Here is a 22,512-nt window from a genome sequence, read left to right as displayed (position 1 = left end):
ATAAATTGATACAATAAGTCATTGGGATTTACTTTCAATGGCTTATTTTTGCAAAAATTAAAAATATAAAACGAGTAATAACCATGAGAAAAATTTACTTAATCATTTGTATGATTATGTTTGCTGGGTTTCAAGCACAGATTGTGAATATTCCTGACCCTGTTTTCAAAGCCAAACTTCTATTGGCCAACGCAACAAACGGGATAGCAACCAACGGTAGCAACCAAAATATTGTAATTGATACAAATGGAGATCAAGAAATTCAGGTTTCAGAAGCATTGAATGTGTCCAAGCTATTTATTCCTGGTCAGACCGGTAATATGATTGCTGATCTTACAGGTATTAATCAGTTTACTAATCTTACATCTTTATCTGCATTTAATAATGCTTTGACAAGTTTTCAAATAACAGGATTATCCAGTCTTCAGGTTATACATATAGCCAATAATAATCTTACGACTCTTTCTATTCAGAATTTAAGCAGTCTGAAGAATTTAAGTATCGCTAATAATCAACTTACTAATTTCTCACTTACTAACACACCAAATCTGCAAACTCTCTCTTGTAGCGGTAATCAATTAACATCAGTGGATATTTCTAATTTTCCAAGTCTGGTCACCTTAGAATGTAATAATAATTTAATTACAACATTAATTTTAAATAACAATAATAATTTACTTAATATTTCTGCAACAAGTAATAAGCTTACAGCAATCTCTCTGGAGGAGGCTCCTAATCTGGCGAATCTATACATTAATAATAATCTATTTACTACAATTGATGCCGGACAACTCACAGAACTTGACAATTTTAATTTCTCTAATAATCCTAATCTTGTAAACTTTAATATTAAGAACGGAAAAAATAATTATGCTCAAAGTGCAACTCCATATTTTTCAAACACTCCAAACTTGAAATTTATATGTGTTGATGATTTTGAATTGGCAATGATAAATGCACTGGTAGTATATTCTTATAATCAGCCTAATGTTGTATTAAACTCATACTGTTCTTTCACTCCCGGAGGAAATTTTTATACAATACAAGGAAATACGAAATATGATTCTAATAACAATGGTTGCGACATCAGTGATCCTATAAAAGCATTTCAGAAATTCTCTATAACAAATGGCTTTAATTCCGGAAATATTATAGCAAACGCTTCAGGAAATTATTCAATTCCTGTTCAAGCCGGTAATCATACAATTACACCTGTATTAGAGAACCCGACTTATTTCAATATTTCACCGGCAAGTTTAAATGTAAATTTTCCAGCACAAGCAAGTCCGATAACTCAGAATTTCTGTTTCGCGGCAAACGGAACACATAATGATCTTGAAATAGTAATTCTTCCAATAAATGCAGCAAGACCTGGCTTTGAAGCTAAATATAAGATCTTTTACTACAATAAAGGAACAATATCTCAATCTGGAACTTTAATATTTAATTACAATGATGATTTGATGAACTATCTAAACTCAACGTTAGTTCCAAATTTACAATCAACAGGATTATTAAACTGGAATTTCACTAATCTTGCACCTTTTGAAACGAGGGAGATCACCATATCATTTACGTTAAATACTCCAACACAAATTCCTGCATTGAATAGTGGCGATATCCTTCATTATACAGCACAGATAAATGCAGGAACTGATGAAACACCCGCAGACAACACACTTACATTAAACCAAACGGTTATCAATTCTTTTGACCCAAATGATAAAACCTGTTTGGAAGGAACTTCAATTGCCCAGGCAAAAGTCGGAGATTACGTTCACTACCTGATCCGGTTTGAAAATACGGGAACTGCAAATGCACAGAATATTGTGGTAAAAGATGAAATTGATACTACAAAATTCGATTTGTCAAGTTTGGTGGCGATGAACGGAAGTCATAATTTTGTAACGAGAATTACAAATGGAAATACTGTAGAATTTATCTTTGAAAACATTCAGCTTCCTTTTAACAATGCGACCAATGACGGATATGTCTCGTTTAAAATAAAAACGAAATCTACTTTAAGCCTTGGAGACAGCTTCAGCAATACGGCAAAAATTTATTTTGACTATAATGCTCCCATTGTAACCAATACCTATACAACTAATGTCCAGAATGTATTGGCCACATCTGAAACCAATAAGGAAAATAAAGACATTACGATATACCCGAATCCCGTTAAAGATGTTCTGTATATTCAGTCTAAAACAGAAATTGTAAAAGCGGAAGTGTACGATGCCGCAGGACGAATCGTTACTTCAGTAAATGTCAAAGGAAACTCCGTCAATGTTTCTGATCTTACCAGAGGCAGCTATATCATCAGATTATCAGCAAAGGATAAAACGGTCATTCAGAAATTTATTAAGGATTAATACAATACACCAATAGATCACAGGCTGCCAAAAGGCAGCCTTTTTTATGCCTGCACCCTCTGAAAAATGATTTCAGGCATAAAAAGCAAAATATATTTTTGCTTACATTTATTCTGATAAACTTAAACGGAAAACAATGGAATTTTTACATGATAATTCTATTCATAACGAACTGCTGCTGATCTTTATTTCCGTCATCCTGGGAGTGCTGATCGGGGCAGAGCGGGAATACCGGAATAAATCGGCCGGTCTTCGGACCTTTATTTTAATTTGTTTCGGGACCTGCCTGTTTACCATCCTTTCCATTAAGATTGGCGTTGATGATCCGGACCGGATTGCGGCCAACATCATCACCGGAATCGGTTTCCTGGGAGCCGGCGTCATTTTCAAAGGAGGCAATAAAATCGACGGGATTACCACCGCAACCACCATCTGGGCAACTGCTTCCATCGGGATGGCCGTGGGTTCAGGTTATGTGTACCTGGCTGTTTTGGGGACGCTTCTGGTATTGTTGATTTTAAGTTCGCTTACCTCTTTTGAAAGGCTTATCGATAAAGAGCATAAGATCCGGGAATACAGGATAACGGTTGCCGACCATCATGATATGGATTACTGCAAAAATCTGTTTGAAAGGCATCATCTGAAATTTACCATTTCAAGACAGCAATATTCAGAAGGAATCTTGACCACTTCATGGATGATTACCGGCAAAAGTGCCCGCCATGAAGCACTGATGAGAAGCCTGGCGGAAGATGAAAAAATCATAAGCTATCAGTTTTAGAGCCTGTCTAAGAGTTATACTTTACCTTTCCATAGCATATTTAAATCCTGTTTTCAAAATAAATGCTCGCAGATCCAGCAGATTTTTACTGGTATTCAGATCCGCCCGATCAATTGCCTTGACCTGCGGGAGATTATTTTTCAGCTAAATGCAAACGGGCTCTCACGGTTTATACTATTTCATGGACATTCAATCAAAAACCGTGAAGACTTTCATCTTATAACCAGATCAGGGAAGGGACTTGAAGTTAATATCCAGAATGCCATCACCGCTGTTCTGATACAGTTAGAGCCGATACAGAATCTAAAACTCAGATCCCAGACCCTGAAACTCGCAATTTCTTTGTAAATTAGGCCAAAATTTTAATTATGACCAAAAAGATACTTCTATCTGTATTCCTTTTGCCGGCTGTAATGACCTTTGCCCAGCAATATGGCGGAATGTGGATCCCAACGGAGCTGAATGAAAAAGAAATGAAAGAGCTGGGCATGAAAATCTCTGCAAAAGATATCTTCAACACGCAGAAGCCCAGTATTAAAGATGCTGTGGTACAATTCAACGGCGGATGCACGGCTGAGATTATTTCCCCTAAAGGGCTGCTGCTTACCAACCACCATTGCGGATACGGACAGATCCAGAATCATTCAACGGTTCAGAATGATCTTCTGACCAATGGTTTCTGGGCTAAAAATATGACCGGCGAATTACCGAATCCGGGTGTAACCGTTGATTTCATTGTCGACATCAAAGAAGTTACTTCTCAGATCCTGGACGGAACGGAGCGCCTTACCGAGCCTGACCTTTCAAAAAAGATTGCTTCCAATATGGAAGTGTATAAAAACAGTCAGAAAACAGAACCCTATCAGTCGGTTTCAGTAAGATCAATGTATTACGGCAATAAGTTTTATGCGTTTACCATTGAAACCTATAAAGATGTCCGCCTTGTAGGGGCCCCGCCGCAAAGTATCGGGAAGTTCGGTTCTGATACGGACAACTGGGTATGGCCGAGACATACGGGAGATTTTTCCATGTTCCGTATTTATGCCGATAAAAACAACAAGCCGGCAGAATATTCCACAGACAATGTTCCGTACGTACCGAAACATTACCTTCCGGTTTCCATCAAGGATAAAAATGAAAATGATTTTACTTTCATTTTCGGGTTCCCGGGAAGAACTACGGAATACCTTCCTGCCATTGCGGTAGACAAGATCATGAAAGAGATCGACCCGGCCAGAATTGCCGTGCGGGACGTCGCCCTGAAAACCTTAGACGAAAAAATGCGTTCTGATGATGCCACCCGCATCCAGTATGCTTCCAAGTATGCTTCTGTAGCCAACTACTGGAAAAAATGGATCGGCGAAGTGGAAGGCCTGAAAAAATCCAATGCAGTTGCTAAGAAAATGGCTTATGAAAATACTTTAGGCACAAAAAATACCCAGGTTAAAATTACACTGGACCAGCTGAACAAGCTTTACAGTGACCAGGCACCTTATGCACTGAACAATGCTTATTATACGGAAGTACTCAGAAATGCGGAAACGCTTACCCTGGCTAACCTCTACTCCAATTACATCACGGCTGTAGAAGCAGGAAAGACAGATGAAAAAAGCACCAGTTCTTTTAAAAGCAGGCTGACTTCTTTCTATAAAGACTACAATCCGGAACTGGATGCCAAGGTAACAGCCAAGCTTTTGGCCTTGTACGCCAACAGAACAGCACCCCAGTTTTTACCGGCAGGCTTCGATCAGTATAAAAATGAAGCACAGAACCTTCAGAAGATTGAAGACCTTTCTAAGAACTCTGTGATATCCGGAAGATCTGAAGTCAACGGAGCATTTTTAAGCAAAGATATCGACAAAGCTTTTTCCAACCAGGACAAACTGATCAAAACCCTGAAAAAAGATCCTGTTTACCAGCTTTTCATGACGATGAAGGAAACCTATACGGAGAAAGCGGATCCTCAGTTCACGGCTTTGCAGACGAAAATAGATGCCCTGCAGAAAACCTATATGGCCCAGCAGATGGTTACGGATAAAGACCGCAAATTCTTCCCGGATGCCAATTCTACCCTGCGGGTAACATACGGAAAAGTGAAAGGTTCTTCACCGAGGGATGCCGTATCTTACAGCTACCAGACCCATCTGGCGGGCGTAATCGAAAAATATGTGCCGGGAGATTATGAGTTTGATGTTCCGAAAAAGCTGATTGACCTGTACCAGAAAAAAGATTTCGGAAACTATAAAGACAAAACCGGTGATGTTCCGGTAGGATTTACCGCCACCAACCATACAACCGGAGGAAACTCAGGAAGCCCTGCGTTGGACGCCAACGGGAACCTGGTAGGCTTAAATTTCGACAGACAGTGGGAAGGAACGATGAGCGACATCAATTATGACCCGCGCTTCAGCAGGAACATCATGGTGGACACAAAATACATCCTGTTCATTATTGATAAGTTTGCCGATTCCAAATGGCTGATCGATGAGATGAAAGTAGTAAAATAACCTCATCTTACTTACTTAATAAAAAGCTTCGGCCGCTCCTTTGGAGCGGCCGAAGCTTTTTATTAATAGCCGAAAATATCTTCCAGGCTGACTTCCTTGAAAGTCCCCAGCTTCCCGGCAGCTTCCCGGTTGAGGTTCTCCCGTTTCCCGATAATGGCGGTATTGAAATTTACAGGCATTATTTCCGTATTGTAAAACGTTTTCAGGTCTTCAAACTTCAGGTTCCTGATCTGTTCATAAATATCCTTTCTGAAATCATAGGCAATCCCCAGTTTTTTCAGCCGTAAAGTATTGAAGAAAATATTGGTTCTGGTAATGCGGGTAGAAGCGATCTGCTTCAGGGCCGCACTCCGGGCATTCTCAAACTGAGCGGGCACATCCGGCAGTTCAGCCATCAGTTCAGCCATCGTATCTACAGCGATCTGAAGTTTGTCCGGCTGGGTCCCGATATAGGTAGTGATATAATCGTGGTGCCCCAGTTCGGCATTCGGTGCATATGAAACATAGGCAGAATAGGCAAGGCTTTTGCTTTCACGGATTTCCTGGAAAACAATGGATGAAAGCCCTCTTCCGAAATATTCATTGAAAACATTGATTTTTCCGAAATTGCCTGTATTCACTTCATTTCCGCGTCCCACTTTGCTCATTTCCATCTGCACCATATCATAATCGGTGAAATAAACATTCCCGGCAGTTTCCGGTTCGGGATACAGCCTCGGTTCAGGAATCTGAAGGCTTTCCTGCTCAATATAATCCGGAATATAAGTTTTGAAATGTTCAAAATCCTTTCCGTAGAAAAAGAGCTGGTAAGGGTATCCGAATAAAGTTTTTATGGTGTCGGTAAACATTTCGGGGCTGCTGCTTTCCAGTTCCTCTTTGGAGATAATATCAGTAAACCTTGAAAATGCACCTAACTTGGTATAATTGGTCAGTGCAGTCATGATCCGGTTTTTGTCTTTCTTTACAGCGGCCCGGTTTTCCAGGACGTTTTCCACAAACTGCTCATAAATTTCCCGGTCAGGCTTTACCTGCTGCATCCAGTGCTGCAGCAGCCTGATTCCCTGTTCCATATGCTCTTCCAGGCCGTTCAGGGTAATCAGGAGCTGGTCGCTGGTCGTTTTAAAATCATTGCTGACGCCGATCTTAAAGAACTCGTTTTTCAGGTCTTCAGGTGAGTACTGTTCAGTCCCCAGATACTGCAGAAGCTGCGTAGCCATTACCAGATTTTTGTTGTTGTCGCTCCCCATAGGAAATATGAAATGGACCTGGGCCAGGTCATTGTACTTATTCTTAACAAAGCTTACCGGCTTTCCTTTAATGGTTGCTCTCTGCACTTCCTTTTCATAGTCAATAAACTCAGGCTGGATATCGGCTGTCTTTTCAGCCAGGATCACCTTCAGGAAATCAGACTGTGCTTCGCGGTTGATTTTTATGGGCGTAATTCCCGGGTTGTCCACGCGCAACAGCTGGTCATTAATTCCTTTTTCCTTATATACCGCTACGTAATTATCCCTGAAAAATTCCCGGGCAAAAGCCACCAGAGCGTCTTTGGTAAACTGCTCATATTCATCCATTTCATTCAGTTCCTCTTCCCAGGTTCTGCCTTTAATGTAGGTATCGTAAAGATTGGTAGCCAGTCCGTCCGCAGTTTCCAGGGATTTCATTCTCTGCAGTTTAAAGTCATTGATGATGGCAGGGATCATCCAGTCCGGGAAATCGCCGTTTTTCAGCCGTTCAATTTCTTTCATGACCATATCCTCCGCTTCTTCCAATGTCTGGCTTTCTTTAGGGACTGCTACAACGGAAAAATATCCGTATTCTTTCAGGCCTACCGAATAGGCCTGCGCCCAAAGCATCTTTTGGGTCTGGTTGATATGCAGGTCCAGCAGTCCGGCCTCTCCCCTGTTACTCAAAATGTTGGCAGCAATATCGGCAAGCATGGCTTCGCGGGTTCCGTAACTTTCGGTTCTCCAGGCCAATTGGATTCTTGGGGTCGTAGGGGTTTTTACGGTTCTTTTTATAATTTCAGTAATCGGCTCCTCCTTGACCGGTGTTTTTTCCGGAAGCTCTTTATAGGGAAGCATCCCGAAATACTGATCCACAAGCTGAACCGTGTTATCAAAATCAAGGTCGCCTACCAGAACCACAGCAAAGTTGTTGGGAACATAGTAATCATCGAAATACTTGTGGATGGCCTTCATGGAAGGGTTTTTCAGGTGTTCTGCTTTTCCTAAGGTCGTCTGCTGGCCGTTCGGATGGTTCGGGAACAAAGCATCCATCATTTCGTACTGTACAAGTCTTGAATCATTATCCTGGGCACGGTTGAATTCTTCGTATACCGATTCCAGCTCCGTGTGGAAAAGCCGGAGAACCAGTTCTGAAAATCTTTCCTTTTCAATTTTCAGCCATTTTTCCAGTTCGTTGTTCGGGATGTTGTTTTTATAGACCGTTTCATCGAACCACGTGTGGGCATTGGTCCCGGAGGCACCCAGAGAAGAAATCACCTTATCATATTCATTGGCGATGGCATATTGGCTGGCTTCCTGGGAAATGTCGTCTATTTTCTTGTAAATGTCTCTTTTTTTTGAAGCATCCGGTTCCGCTTTGTGCTGTTCGTACAGGTCTGAAATTCGGTTCAGCAGCACTTTTTCCTTTTCCCAGTCCTGGGTCCCGATTCGGGAAGTCCCTTTAAACATCATATGTTCCAGGTAATGGGCAAGCCCGGTATTGTCAACAGGATCATTATTGCTTCCCGTTCTGACCGGAATATAAGTCTGGATCCTGGGAGCATCAGAATTCCGGGCAAGAAAAACCTTCAGTCCGTTTTTAAGGGTGTAGATTCTTACCTGGTTTTCGTCATTGGTGACAGTGATATATTCGTAGGTATTGGGATCAGTATGGACCGTTTCCTGGTATTTTTTTTTCGTCATAATTATCATTTCATTGTACTCAGAAACCTGAGGTATACAAATGTAAGCAATCATAAGAGAACCGTCATTGTTTTTATAACCAATGCATCTATAATCATCATTTGTGAAAAATTAAAACTAAAGTTCCCGTTAAAACTGATGGTCAACTGTTTCAGGAGCTGTTTCAGGAGCTGTTTCCGGCTATCCGCTCATACGCCTCGCGCCTCCGCGTGAACCTTCCGGCTGTGGGGTAACCGCTTCTATCCGGGCTAAGGCAGAACGGCAGGCATAAAGGATGCAGATTCTAAAAACATGCAGGCCCCGGCACATCTTACCGAATAAATTCAATAAGTTTGCATCTGTTTTCTAAAACACACACCATACCATGTCCGGAACCATTCTGATTATTGATGATGAAATCAAGCTCCTGAAACTTTTGGGAATGATCCTTTCCCAGGAAGATTTTAATGTAAAACAAGCCTCAACGGCCCGTTCGGCAATGACCATGCTGGAACAGCATGAGTTTGATGTGGTCTTAAGCGATGTCCGCCTCCCCGATGCATTCGGGGTTGATCTGATCAAATCCGTAAAGACGAAATATCCCTATCTGGAAATAATCTTAATGACGGCCTTCGGAAATATTACGGATGCCGTCCAAGCGATGAAAAACGGAGCCTATGACTATCTGGTAAAAGGTGACGACAATGAGAAAATTATTCCTCTGGTATACAAAGCCCTGGAAAAGGCAAAACATAATAAATCCGGGATCGTCCGGAAAAATACGGCACAAAAAGGATTTGAAAGCATTATCGGGACTTCACCCCAGATCCTCCAGGCCAAAAAGCTGGCGGAAAGGGTTGCACTTACGGATGCGACTGTCCTCCTCACCGGGGAAACCGGAACCGGGAAAGAAGTTTTTGCCAACGCCATCCATGAGGGAAGCGACCGGAAGAAAAACAGCTTCGTGGCCATCAACTGTTCCGCCTTCAGCAAAGAAATCCTGGAAAGCGAGCTTTTCGGGCACAAAGCCGGATCATTTACGGGAGCGGTAAAAGATAAGAAAGGCCTTGTGGAAGAGGCTGCCGGAGGGACTTTATTTCTGGATGAAATCGGTGAAATGCCGGTAGAACTTCAGGCCAAGCTGCTTCGTGTATTGGAAACCAAAGAGTTCATCAAAATGGGGGAAACCAAAGTTTCCAGATCAGATTTCCGTTTGATTGCCGCTACCAACAGAAACCTCGAAGAAGAAATCAGGAACGGGAATTTCAGGGAAGATTTATATTTCAGGCTGAATATCTTTGAAATCAGGCTGCCGGCGCTCCGCGAAAGGAAAGATGATATAAAAGCCCTGGCGAAAGGCTTTGTCAGCATTTTTTCTGAAAAAATGCACCTGCCTGCAATTCAGGTACTGCCGGAATATTATAAGATCCTGGAAAAAAACGACTGGAAAGGAAACATCCGGGAGCTCCGCAATACGGTGGAAAGAAGCCTGATCCTTATGAACAATAATATGCTGGATGGAGAAAGCCTTCCCCTGTATGCAGCAAAAATTCCTGCGGATCAGGATTCCTTAAGCATCAGGTCTCTGGAGAAAGAACATATTTTAAAAGTTTTGCAGTATACCAAAGGCAATAAGGCAGAGGCTTCAAGGCTACTTGAAATCGGGATTGCTACGCTGTACCGAAAACTGGAAGAATACAATCTGAGATAAATTAAACCCTATCATTTTAATAACGGGCCTATCATTCTGATAGGCTTTTTTGTTTCCCGGAAGCACCTTAAAAACAAACAAACCACTGAAGATAAACTACTTAAGCCAAAAACCTGCATAATGGACTTTATTTTGGCATTAACCGTACAGAATAAAATATTTAAAAAAATGACAGTTTCAAGAAAAACGTTCAGAAAACAGGAGCACTCAGTATTCAGCCGGCTGATTGTTTCGTACGCAGTCTTTACCATCCTAACATTAATTACAGCGGTATGATGACCATCGGTTTGATCCTGCTGTGTGCAGGCATGTTCTGGCTCTTATACAAATCCGTTGAATTCTTTGACCAAATATAAAAATTATGTGGAGCTTATTTTTCCTTTCCCTACTCGCATTTGGGTATATCTGCTACGTCCTGATAAAACCTGAAAAATTTTAACCAACAATCATGAATACAGAAATCTTAGGCATAATTGCCATGTTTGCCATCACATTGGTTATCGGTATTTTCTTAGGGAAATATATTGCTGATGTTTACGGGTATAAAAAAAACCTTTCAGACAGAATTTTTCAGCCGGTTGAAAACTTAATTTATAAAATCTCAGGAATCAACCCTGACAGGCAGATGACCTGGAAGCAGAATATGTATGCTCTGCTGACCATCAATGTAGTCTGGCTTATACTGGGGTTTTTCATCTTGTCCAACCAGTCCTGGCTTCCCCTCAATCCGGACGGCAACCCGGATATGTCTCCGGACCTCGCCTTCAATACGGCCATCTCTTTCCTGGTCAACTGTAATTTGCAGCATTATTCCGGGGAAACGGGCGTAAGCTATCTGAGCCAGCTGTATCTGATGTTCCTGCAGTTTGTAACAGCCGCTACAGGAATGGCAGCAATGGCTGTACTGTTCAAGGCATTTAAAGATAAAACGACTACGGAACTCGGTAATTTTTACGACTTCTTCACCAGATCCGTTACCAGAATCCTGGTTCCTATCAGTATTGTGGTGGCATTTATTCTTTCTGCCAACGGCAGCCCGATGACATTTGAAGGCAAAGATCATATCACTACGCTGGAAGGGCAGGATGTTGAAGTTTCCAGAGGCCCGGCGGCAGCTTTTATTGCCATCAAGCATCTCGGAACGAACGGCGGCGGATTTTTCGGGGCCAACTCGGCACACCCGCTTGAAAACCCGAATTACCTGACGAATATAACCGAAATGGTTACCCAGATGATTATTCCGTTTGCATTGGTATTTGCTCTTGGATTTTATTTGAAGAAAAGAAAACTTTCATGGGTCATTTTTACCGTCATGACGGTAGGATTTCTCGCCCTCACCGTTCCGAATGTTATCAATGAAACCAACGGGAACCCACTGATTACCCAAATGGGAACCGATTCTCACCTCGGCGCGATGGAAGGGAAGGAAATCCGTTTCGGAAGCGCCGCTTCTGCCTACTGGAGCATTGCTACAACGGTAATCTCAACGGGTTCCGTGAACGCTATGCATGACAGTACCATGCCGCTTTCCGGAATGAACCAGTTGCTGGCCATGATGATCAACTGCTTCTACGGAGGCTGCGGCGTAGGGATCCTCAACTATTTTATCTTTATTATCCTTGCTGTATTTATGAGCGGCCTGATGGTCGGAAGGACACCTGAATTTTTAGGTAAGAAGATTGAAGCCAAAGAAATGAAGATCGCCATGATTGTCGCTTTATTCCATCCGTTCCTGATCCTTGCCGGAACCGCATTGACAGCATATCTGCCGGAATTAGGAGCCAAAACGCTGAACAATCCCGGATTTCACGGATTCAGTGAAATGCTGTATGAATTCACGTCCTCTTCTGCCAATAACGGTTCCGGGTTTGAAGGCCTGGGCGACAATACACCCTGGTGGAATATCTCAACAGGAATCGTCTTACTGCTTTCAAGGTTCATCCCGATTATCGGCCCGATTGCGATTGCAGGATTACTGGCCGGAAAAAAATACATCCCGGAAAGCGCAGGAACGCTGAAGACCGATACCGCTACCTTCGGATTTATGACCTTAGCCGTAATTCTGCTGATTGCCGCCCTGTCATTCTTCCCTGCACTGACGCTAGGCCCGATTGCAGAACAACTACAACATTTTTCTAAATAATTAAAATTATTTGGACCATCCGGAAAAGAGGAGTATAGAAATATTCAGCAAACTTCGTGTTCCTGATATCTTACATCTTCTTAAGGGTTCAAATTAAATTCAAAATACAACCATTCAAGCAATGAAAAATCAATCACAGACATTGTTTCAGAAAGATCTGGTTAACGAGGCCATCCAACAGTCCTTCGTCAAGCTGAATCCTAAAATCATGTTTAAAAACCCGGTTATGTTCCTGGTGGAAATCGGAACGGCGGTCATGCTCATTGTAAGCATATTCAGCTTAACGGGAGATCATTCCCAGGGCAGCTTCGCTTATAATTTCCTGGTATTTATCATCTTATTCTTTACGGTTTTATTTGCCAATTTCGCTGAGGCCATTGCTGAAGCCAGAGGAAAAGCCCAGGCGGATACGTTAAGGAAAACCCGTGAAGAAACCCCTGCAAAAGTAGTCGTTGACCAAAAACCGGGGTTTCAGGTAGAAACGGTTTTAAAAAAATCTGCCGATATGACGCTGGGCGACATCTTCCTCTGCGAAGCAGGCGACCAGATCCCGATGGACGGCGAAATCATCGAAGGGCTCGCTACCATTGACGAATCTGCCATCACCGGGGAAAGTGCCCCCGTCATCCGTGAAGCAGGAGGTGACAAAAGCTCCGTAACGGGAGGCACCAAAGTACTTTCCGACAGGATTAAGGTGAAGGTGACCACCAGGCCCGGAGAATCTTTCCTGGATCAGATGATTGCCCTTGTGGAAGGGGCTTCAAGACAGAAAACACCCAACGAAATCGCATTAACCATATTATTAGCTGGATTTACGCTGACCTTTATCATCGTTACCGTCTCCCTTAAACCTTTTGCAGACTATGCGCAGACGCCGATCACCATTGCAGCATTCATTTCACTTTTCGTTTGTCTGATTCCGACAACGATCGGCGGCCTGCTCTCTGCAATCGGGATTGCAGGGATGGACCGGGCGCTGAGGGCCAACGTGATTACCAAAAGCGGGAAAGCAGTTGAAACCGCCGGTGATATCGATGTCCTGCTTCTGGATAAAACAGGAACCATCACCATCGGGAACCGGAAAGCCACACAGTTTCACCAGGCCCACGGAACCGATCTCAACGAATTCATCAGAGCCTCAGCCCTGAGCTCTGTAGCGGATGAAACACCGGAGGGAAAATCCATCATCGAATTAAGCCAGTTAAAATCTGAGGAATTGCTGGTCCCTAATCCTGTCTACATTGAATTTACCGCTGAAACCAGAACTTCAGGGATAGATTTTGAAAACACAAGAATCCGGAAAGGTGCGTATGATACGATTAAAAAGCTTACTGAAAAAGCCGGGAATATTTTCCCACAAGAAACCCAGGAAGCCGTAACCCAGATCTCTGAAAACGGAGGAACGCCGCTGGTAGTTTCCGTTAATGAAAAAGTATGGGGCGTCATTGAGCTGCAGGATATTATCAAGACCGGCATCCAGGAACGTTTCCAGCGGCTGAGAAAAATGGGTGTGAAAACGGTAATGGTGACCGGTGACAATCCTTTAACTGCAAAATTTATTGCTGAAAAAGCCGGCGTGGATGATTTTATTGCCGAAGCCAGGCCGGAAGACAAAATGAACTATATTAAAAAAGAACAGCAGGAAGGAAAGCTGGTGGCTATGATGGGAGACGGAACCAATGATGCGCCTGCCCTTGCCCAGGCTGATGTGGGCGTTGCCATGAACAGCGGAACTGCGGCCGCCAAAGAGGCGGGAAACATGGTTGATCTGGATAACGACCCTACAAAACTGATTGAAATTGTAGAAATCGGGAAACAGCTGCTGATGACCCGCGGGACGCTTACCACATTCAGTATCGCGAATGACGTGGCTAAATATTTCGCTATTATCCCGGCGCTCTTTATCACATTTATCCCGGCGCTTCAGAAACTGAATATCATGAAACTTCACAGCCCGGAATCTGCTATTTTATCCGCGATTATTTTTAATGCCATTATTATCCCGGTTCTGATTCCGCTGGCGTTGAAAGGAGTGGCTTACAAACCGATCGGTGCCAGTGCATTGCTGAGAAGAAATCTTCTGATCTACGGTCTGGGCGGGATTATCGCACCATTCATCGGAATAAAATTGATTGATCTGTTCATCAGTTTGTTCTTTTAGACAGAAAGCCGAAGTAGGAAGCCCGGAGGAATACCGACGATAAATTTCCATCATCCGTCTCTCCTGTTATTACATTCATTAACCAAAAAATTGAATCAAAATGAAAAATCATATTTTATCTGCACTCAGGCTGACCCTCGTTATGCTCGTTATCGTGGGAATTTATTCAGGTATTGTTTACGCAGGTTCTAAAATTTTACCCACTCAGGGAAACGCAGAAATCATCCGTTATAAGGGCCAAAAATTTTACGCCAATATCGGACAGGATTTCAAATCTCCGAAATATTTTCACGGCCGACCTTCCGCTGTGGATTATAATGCCGCAGGAAGCGCAGGAAGCAACAAAGGGCCCAGTAATGAAGAATACCTGGAAACGGTTCAGAAAAGAATCGATACCCTGAAAATGCAGAATCCGGGAATGGCCAATACAAAGGTTCCCGTAGAACTGGTAACGGCAAGCGGAAGCGGCCTGGACCCTGATATTTCTGAAGAAGGAGCCCGGTATCAGGTTCTGAGAATTGCTGAAGAACGCAAAATAGCGGCAGAAAGAATCGAAGAACTCATCAAAAGACAGACAGAACAAACACTGTTCGGACCTTCAAAAATCAATGTCCTGAAATTAAATATCGCTTTAGACCAGATGAATTAATTTTTCTTGAAAAAACTACATCACATCACATCACATCACATCACCCATATATAAAGTTTTAATAAAGTATAGATATTGCTATACACATCAGTCAAATGAAAAAATACATCATCACAGCATTCATTCTGGGCGTGTTTTTCCCGAAAGCGCAGTCTTCAGATTCCCTGGCTGCCCAGCCTAAAATCAGTTTTTCTGCATACGCGGAGCTTTTCTACACGTATGATTTTAATGAACCCGCCAATCACATGCGCCAGAATTTTCTGTATTCCTACAACCGGCACAATGAGGTCAATCTGAACCTGGGGCTTGTTAAAGCAGCCTACCAAAGTGAAAATATGCGTGCCAACCTCGCGCTGATGGCAGGAACCTATGCCCAGGATAACCTGGCTGCCGAACAGGATGCACTGCGGTACGTGAACGAAGCGAATATCGGGATTAAGATTTCCAAAAATAAAAACCTGTGGATCGATGCCGGGATCATGCCTTCCCACATCGGCTGGGAAAGTGCCATCGGGAAAGACAACATCAACCTGACAAGAAGCCTTGCCGCGGAAAATTCCCCTTATTTTGAAACGGGAGCCAAGGTTTCCTACACCACGGATAACGGCAAATGGTTCGTAAGCGGAATGGTTCTGAACGGATGGCAGCGGATTGCCAGACCGGAAGGCAATCAGACCCTGTCATTCGGCCATCAGGTAACGTATAAGCCGAACGATAAGATTACCCTGAACAGCAGCTCTTTCATCGGCAACGACAAACCTCAGGCAGCCAAAAAAATGCGTTACTTTCATGATCTTTTCGGGAATTTCCAGCTGACAGATCAATTCTCGACCACACTGGGCTTCGATATCGGTGCTGAACAGAAGGAAAAAGGAAGTGAGCAGTACAACCTTTGGTACAGTCCGAATGTCCTGATGAAATATCAGCTGAATGACCAATGGGCGCTTGCCGGAAGACTGGAATATTATAGTGATGAGAACGGCGTGATTATCAGCACCGGAACACCGAACGGCTTTCAGACTTTCGGATATTCCCTGAATCTGGATTATGCCATTTTTAAAAATGTATTATTCCGTACGGAAGCCAGAGGATTCACTTCCAGAGATGCTGTTTTTGTAAAAAATGATACATTCAGCAAAGGGAACTTCTTTATTACCACAAGCCTTGCAGCGTGGTTTTGAGAAATTGAAAATTCATGACGGAAGCCTGAGAAGAGCGATTGCCCAATTCAAAACTACAGAATCTAACTGCTTGTTTTCTCGTTAAGCTTAAAAGCATCGAAAATAAAAGGTACATATTTAGAAATTTTTAAACCCAGATGTCCTTAGCAAGAGCATGAAGCCGACTTAAAGGGATGATCACGCTCCTGCCTCTGCCTCAAGCTTCCCTCCTGTAAACAATACTGTCGTGATCCGGAAAATACAATTAAAAAGAATTAAATCCATGCCTTCAGCACAAGATTTTTTAGAACTGATTCAGAAATCCCGGAAAGGAAAATTCAAAATCTATATCGGGATGAGCGCGGGTGTGGGCAAGACATTCCGTATGCTTCAGGAAGCGCATTCCCTACTGCGGAACGGCATTGATGTCAAGATCGGTTACATAGAAACGCACGACCGCGAAGAAACCAAGGCGTTGACAGAAGGCCTCCCGGAAATTGCCCGGAAATCTGTTTTCTATAAAGGAAAAAGCCTGGAGGAAATGGACCTTCAGGCGATAATCAATGAGCATCCCGAAGTGGTCCTGGTGGATGAACTGGCGCATACCAATGTGGAAGGCTCCAAGCATAAAAAAAGATGGCAGGATGTGCTGGAAATCCTGGATAACGGCATTAATGTCATCAGTGCCATGAATATCCAGCATATTGAAAGCCTGAATGATGAAGTAAGGAAAATTACCGGCGTTGAAGTAACGGAACGTGTCCCGGATAAAATCCTGGCTTTTGCAGATGAAGTGGTGAACATCGACCTGACGGCAGATGAACTGCTGACCCGGCTGAAGGAAGGGAAAATCTATAAGAAGGAGAAAATTCAGACCGCTTTGCAGAATTTCTTCCAGGGCGGCCATATCCTGCAGCTCCGTGAACTGGCTCTGAAAGAAGTGGCGACCCACGTGGAAAAGAAAGTGGAAACGGAGATCAAAACAGAAAACTTTAAACCCGTGAAATTCCTGGCCTGTATCAGCAGCAACGGAAAGGTCGCTAAAAACATCATCCGGAAAACCGCGAGGCTGGCCAGCTATTACAATAGTGCATGGACGGTCCTGTACATCCAGAAGCCTTCGGAAAGCCTTGAAAAAATTGCCCTCGACAAGCAGCGTTATCTGATTAATAATTTTAATTTAGCACAGGAATTGGGTGCAAAAGTTATGCGTGTAAAAGAAAGCAGCGTTCATAAAGGGATTCTGGACTATGTTATTGAACATAACATCAGTACAGTCTGTATGGGAAAGCCTCATGCGAAATTATGGCAGAACATGTTCGGCTACAGCTGGATCTATACCCTGATGAACCGGCTGAATGAACGGCAGATTGATATTATTATCTTATCCTGAATTGATGAAACTGAAAACAAAACTTACCTTAGGCGTCGGTCTCCTGTTTTTACTGATTGTCCTGCTTTCAGTAATAGGCTCTGTGTATATCAACAAATTAAAATCGGATACGGAGAAAATCCTTACCGCCAATTACAACAGTATTGAGTTCTCCAAAAATATGCTGCTGGCCCTGGACAAGATTTCATCAGACAGCGCCGTTGCCATCAGGGATTTCCGTAAAAACAGCATCCTGCAGGAGAAAAACCTAACGGAATTCGGAGAAAAGGAAGCTACGCAGAACCTCAACCTGCATTTCCGGGATTACCTTCAGCAACCTACCGTTGAAAAGGAAAAGATGATCCGTGAAGACCTGGTTACCATCATGTCCCTGAATATGAAGGGCATTGAAAGGAAGAGCGATATTGCCATCATTACCGCTGAAAATGCCACCTTCTGGATCGTCAGCCTGGGAACGGTGTGTTTCCTGATTGCCGTGGTTTTACTGGTCAACTTACCGCAGACCATTGCGGAACCTATTAAACAGCTTACCTTCAGCATCCGACAGATTGCCGATAAAAATTATAACCAGAGGGTTCATTTCAAAGGAAGCGAAGAGTTTAACGACCTTGCCCGTTCTTTCAATATCATGGCGGAAAAGCTGCAGGAATATGAAAGCAGCACACTTTCAAAGCAGCTGATGGATAAGAAGCGTATCGAAACGCTGGTTAACAATATGCATGACGCAGTGATCGGGCTGGATGAGCACCACTATATTTACATGATCAATGATGAAGCCCTGAAAATCACCAACCTTAAAAAAGAGGAAATGATCGGAAAGACGGCCCATGAAGTTGCTCTTAACAATGATCTCATCCGGGAGCTTCTCAAAAACGCTGAAAATCCTGCCAAGGAACCGATTAAAATTGTGGCGGACCACAAAGAAAACTATTTTGAGCAGGAAATTATACCGATTAACATTGTAAAAACCGGAGAAAAGGAAAAAAAGAACATCGGAAAAGTTATTCTGCTGCGGAATATCACCCCTTTCAAAGAACTGGATTTTGCCAAAACCAATTTTATTGCCACCATCTCGCATGAACTCAAAACACCGATTTCCGCGATTAAAATGGGGGTCCAGCTGTTGGAAAACCAGAAGTTCGGAACCCTGAATGAGCAGCAGCAGGAACTTTTAAAAAGCATTAATGAAGACGGGCAGCGACTGCTGGATATCACAGGCGAGCTCCTTAACCTTTCCCAGGTGGAAACCGGCAACATCCGCCTGCAGATCGAAAGCTGCAACCCTAAAGAGATGGTCCAGGCCGCGATAAAAAATGTGGAAAAGCTCGCGGAACAGAAGAGCATTTCCATTACTGCCCAATATTTAACCGGGGACCAAGATTTTGTTTCCGCTGATTTTGATAAAACGGTCTGGGTCATGAATAATTTCCTGAGCAACGCCATCAAACATTCTTTTCAGGAAGAACGTATTGCCGTTACCGTTGAAAGGCAGGCCTCATCGGTGCGGTTCAGCATTACGGATACCGGAAAAGGGATTGACGAAAAATACCACCGCCAGATCTTTGACCGCTATTTCCAGGTTCCGGGTGAGCACCAGAACGGTACCGGCCTCGGGCTTGCGATTTCCAAAAATTTCATCGAAAAGCAGTATGGTGAAATCGGCGTGAAAAGCTTACCGGATCATGGAAGCACTTTTTATTTCGTGCTGCCTTTGGCTTGAATATTTTTTCTACATTTGAATTAAATTCACAGCCGATGAATACATCAGATTTAAAGATTGATTTAATTAACCGAATTACCCAATTAAAAGAAGTCAGAATTATCGAAGAAAAGAAATTCCTGAATATCGGATACTCAGAAACAGATCTAAAAACTTCAGTATAAAATTAAACAGGCTGATTGTAGATACAACTCAATCATCAGCGGAACATTCTGCTATTGCAGGAAAAACAAATCTTGAAAATGTTCGTATGAAAATGATTTGTAATTATTTAATTTTTCATGAATTTTCAGAATCTGAACTGGTTATTCTTTCCATTTGGGACGGAAGCCGTGATAAAAACAGGTAGACTTTAAAAACTATTGCAAGTATATGAAGCTCAATTCAGTTTATTAAAACCTCAATATTCCTGAGACTGATAAAATACGGATGTATGGAACGAGCAATAAACAGAGCACAAAAATGTATTTACCTGAATATTCTTACCTTTAGACCATGATGTCAATTCAAACCGTTTATCAGGAAACCATAAAATTCGCGGCGCAGAAGCATGCCGATAAAAACCAGACCATCCCGGGAACCAATCTTCCGTATACCGTTCATTTAAGCAATGTGGCTATGGAAATCTTGGTCGCCTTTGAAAAATCAAAAGATTTTGATCTTGGGTTTGCTGTACAGGTTGCCCTGCTTCATGATTCCCTGGAAGATACCGACACTACTTTTCAGGAACTTGAAAATATCTTTGGCAAAGCGGTTGCAGAGGGCGTCCTGGCATTAACCAAAAACTCCGGTTTGAAAAAAACTCATCAGATGCAGGACAGTTTACACAGAATTAAAGAACAGCCGAAAGAGATCTGGGCAGTGAAATTAGCCGACAGAATTACCAATCTCCAAACGCCGCCATCCCATTGGTCAGATCAAAAAATCAAAAACTATAAAGCGGAAGCCCGTTTAATTTTACAGGAACTTAAAGGCGGAAATGATTATCTTGAACTAAGATTGCAGGAGAAGATCAGCGAATATTACTGTCTACAATAAACCGTATTTTGAATGGAATATTATACCTATTGGTCCATTTTGGAAACTCCAAGCCATTCGATTAAACCTTATTCAGTTTTTTTTATCATATTTATTCTTTCGATGCTTGCATTTTTCTCAGTTTTAAAATTTCAAAAGAATGATGACGACAGAAAGATTCATCTGATTTTAATAAGTTTATTTATTGCGTTGTCACTTCCCTGTTATATCTATTTAAAATTTTTTAATCATGATCATACCGCTGAAAGAATTTCGAAATTACTGGAATCTGATACATTAAAAAAGGTTGAAGGCAGTATTTCAAATTATAAAAGAGCATCAGAGGGAAAATCAGTAATTGAAAGTTTTGAAGTAAATTCTGTAACGTTTACATATTATAATCATTCACTCTATGAATTCAATCATTTCGGAGGCAACAGAAGCAGTGATTTATATGATGGTCTAAAGGTAAGAATTACGTACTCAGAAGGGGGTAAATTCAATGAGATCATGAAAATTGAATTTCAAAAACAAATAAAATGAAAGCAGCCTTTTTCCTTAAACAGGAAGCGTTCCGCAACTGGCTTGAAGAAAACCATCAGGCAGAAAAAGAACTGCTGGTGGGCTTCTACAAAGTCGGGACCGGAAAACCGTCGATGACATGGCCTGAATCTGTGGATCAGGCATTGTGTTTCGGCTGGATTGACGGTGTGAGAAGATCAATTAACGAAGACAGCTACAGCATCCGTTTTACGCCCAGAAAACCGACGAGCATCTGGAGCGCCGTTAATATAAAAAAAATGGAAGCGCTGACAAAAGCCGGTTTGATGACTGAAGCGGGACAAAAAGCTTTTGAACTCAGAAAAGAGGAAAAGTCGGCCATTTATTCCCATGAAAAAGGGGTTGCCGTGCTTGATCCTGAACTGGAAAGACAATTTAGGTCCCATCCTGAAGCATGGAACTTTTTCAACAGCCAGGCTCCGTCCTATATAAAAGTCATGCTTCACTGGATCATGGGCGCCAAACAGGAGAAAACAAGGGTTGCAAGGCTGGAGAAAACCATTCGCGTCAGTGAACTGGGGAAAAGAATGACATAATTATAATATGACTGAATTTATTATTTTTTTACTCATCATTTTTGGGGTTTCAAATCTTTTTTTCTTTACATTATTCAGAAACAAAAATCAAAAAAGAAACCGGTTAATATTATATACAATTACATCAGGCCTTTCTATTATCTTAGGCATATACCTTATTTTCAGTGACTTTTCAGCTTTTACAGCGGTTCATTTTATTAAAAATATTTTATTTGTCGTTTTTTTAAGTCTCGTCATCACAGGTTATTTTTTCTTGCTTTCTGCTGTCAATTCACTTATCGAAAAAATTCTTATCGTGCAGGGTTATTTTACCTATACCGTTATATTTGCTGTATTTCTTATTATTTCAAGCGTAATGTATTATTTTGCTGTTATGTTTCTTATGGCGGTTTTAACCCTGGATTACTTTTAAAAATTGTCATAACTTTGGCGTTCAAAATAAAGAACTGATCAATGAATACAGATACATTAGATTTCTGGATAGGAAATTTCAACAGTGAAGAAGATTTTTATGATTTTGTGGAGGAAGATGAAAACTATTATCTTCTGGAAGAATCTGATGACACCTATATTTCAAAGTTTGCCGAATCGCAGGATACCGTGTGGCTGGACCATGATTTTGTAGAATATGGTTTTGAGGACGGGGACCGGACATTTTACGAAAAGTTTTCAGGCTATTCATTTGCGGAACAGTGGCTGCCTATCCTGCTGAACAGGATCAATGAGCTTAATATGAAATCTGATATCAATTCCATTATCTTTTTAAACAGGGGCCAGGTTCCGAAGCCGGTTTCCGTAGAAAATGAAGCTTTTTCCCTGGTGTATATGGGAGGGATTGAGTTTAGTATCTAAAATAGAGAAATGAAAATCGTGCGGCCTGAAATTGTTCGGC

At 42.2% G+C, this 22,512-nt stretch carries 15 protein-coding genes; 14 read left to right on the top strand and 1 reads right to left on the bottom strand.

Translation table 11 applies throughout. The annotated features are described in order from the left end of the window. The first annotated feature begins 83 nt into the window (after positions 1 to 83). The 3 genes from SD427_RS04905 (at position 84) to SD427_RS04895 (ending at position 5,660) form a co-directional block, all read left to right on the top strand. Positions 84 to 2,372, top strand: a complete 2,289-nt coding sequence (locus tag SD427_RS04905) for a leucine-rich repeat domain-containing protein (RefSeq protein WP_320560168.1) — start codon at positions 84 to 86, stop codon at positions 2,370 to 2,372. A 136-nt stretch (positions 2,373 to 2,508) separates the two neighbouring features. Further along, entirely contained in the window at positions 2,509 to 3,153 is a 645-nt protein-coding gene (locus tag SD427_RS04900; protein ID WP_320560167.1) for an MgtC/SapB family protein, read from the top strand. Positions 3,154 to 3,521: 368 nt separating this feature from the next. Then, complete coding sequence (locus tag SD427_RS04895; RefSeq protein ID WP_320560166.1) at positions 3,522 to 5,660, top strand: S46 family peptidase; 2,139 nt, start codon at positions 3,522 to 3,524, stop codon at positions 5,658 to 5,660. Positions 5,661 to 5,722: 62 nt separating this feature from the next. Here SD427_RS04895 and SD427_RS04890 read toward each other — a convergent pair whose 3' ends face one another. Next, positions 5,723 to 8,590: a M16 family metallopeptidase gene (locus SD427_RS04890; RefSeq protein WP_320560165.1), complete on the bottom strand. Its 2,868-nt coding sequence runs from the start codon at positions 8,588 to 8,590 to the stop codon at positions 5,723 to 5,725. A gap of 364 nt (positions 8,591 to 8,954) precedes the next feature. On the opposite strand from SD427_RS04890, the gene SD427_RS04885 reads away from it, so the two are divergent. The 11 genes from SD427_RS04885 to SD427_RS04835 all read left to right on the top strand — a co-directional run bounded on the left by SD427_RS04885 (position 8,955) and on the right by SD427_RS04835 (position 22,472). Continuing rightward, positions 8,955 to 10,280 carry a sigma-54 dependent transcriptional regulator gene (locus tag SD427_RS04885; protein ID WP_320560164.1) on the top strand — a complete coding sequence of 442 codons (1,326 nt, stop codon included), beginning with the start codon at positions 8,955 to 8,957 and terminating at the stop codon, positions 10,278 to 10,280. Positions 10,281 to 10,728: 448 nt separating this feature from the next. Then, complete coding sequence (kdpA, locus tag SD427_RS04880; RefSeq protein ID WP_320560163.1) at positions 10,729 to 12,423, top strand: potassium-transporting ATPase subunit KdpA; 1,695 nt, start codon at positions 10,729 to 10,731, stop codon at positions 12,421 to 12,423. A gap of 121 nt (positions 12,424 to 12,544) precedes the next feature. Beyond that, on the top strand, positions 12,545 to 14,584 hold the full coding sequence (gene kdpB, locus SD427_RS04875) for a potassium-transporting ATPase subunit KdpB (protein ID WP_320560162.1): 2,040 nt from the start codon (positions 12,545 to 12,547) through the stop codon (positions 14,582 to 14,584). 100 nt (positions 14,585 to 14,684) lie between these two features. Further along, positions 14,685 to 15,233, top strand: coding sequence for a potassium-transporting ATPase subunit C (locus SD427_RS04870; protein WP_320560161.1), 549 nt, complete (start codon positions 14,685 to 14,687; stop codon positions 15,231 to 15,233). Positions 15,234 to 15,328: 95 nt separating this feature from the next. Further along, positions 15,329 to 16,414, top strand: a complete 1,086-nt coding sequence (locus tag SD427_RS04865) for a porin (protein ID WP_320560160.1) — start codon at positions 15,329 to 15,331, stop codon at positions 16,412 to 16,414. A gap of 262 nt (positions 16,415 to 16,676) precedes the next feature. Then, positions 16,677 to 17,786 carry a sensor protein KdpD gene (locus tag SD427_RS04860; RefSeq protein WP_320560159.1) on the top strand — a complete coding sequence of 370 codons (1,110 nt, stop codon included), beginning with the start codon at positions 16,677 to 16,679 and terminating at the stop codon, positions 17,784 to 17,786. 4 nt (positions 17,787 to 17,790) lie between these two features. Beyond that, positions 17,791 to 19,506: an ATP-binding protein gene (locus SD427_RS04855; protein WP_320560158.1), complete on the top strand. Its 1,716-nt coding sequence runs from the start codon at positions 17,791 to 17,793 to the stop codon at positions 19,504 to 19,506. Positions 19,507 to 20,001: 495 nt separating this feature from the next. Then, positions 20,002 to 20,544, top strand: coding sequence for an HD domain-containing protein (locus SD427_RS04850; RefSeq protein ID WP_320560157.1), 543 nt, complete (start codon positions 20,002 to 20,004; stop codon positions 20,542 to 20,544). A gap of 12 nt (positions 20,545 to 20,556) precedes the next feature. Next, complete coding sequence (locus SD427_RS04845; protein WP_320560156.1) at positions 20,557 to 21,066, top strand: hypothetical protein; 510 nt, start codon at positions 20,557 to 20,559, stop codon at positions 21,064 to 21,066. Then, on the top strand, positions 21,063 to 21,620 hold the full coding sequence (locus tag SD427_RS04840) for a YdeI/OmpD-associated family protein (RefSeq protein WP_320560155.1): 558 nt from the start codon (positions 21,063 to 21,065) through the stop codon (positions 21,618 to 21,620). The genes SD427_RS04845 and SD427_RS04840 overlap by 4 nt, the downstream gene beginning before the upstream one ends. A 453-nt stretch (positions 21,621 to 22,073) precedes the next feature. Continuing rightward, positions 22,074 to 22,472 (top strand): immunity 22 family protein, encoded by a 399-nt coding sequence (locus SD427_RS04835; RefSeq protein WP_320560154.1) that lies wholly within the window; start codon positions 22,074 to 22,076, stop codon positions 22,470 to 22,472. Positions 22,473 to 22,512 lie beyond the last annotated feature (40 nt).

Source organism: Chryseobacterium sp. JJR-5R, from assembly GCF_034047335.1.
GTDB lineage: Bacteria > Bacteroidota > Bacteroidia > Flavobacteriales > Weeksellaceae > Chryseobacterium.
Note: the sequence above shows the minus strand (reverse complement) of the source record. Positions and strands in the feature narration are given on the sequence as shown.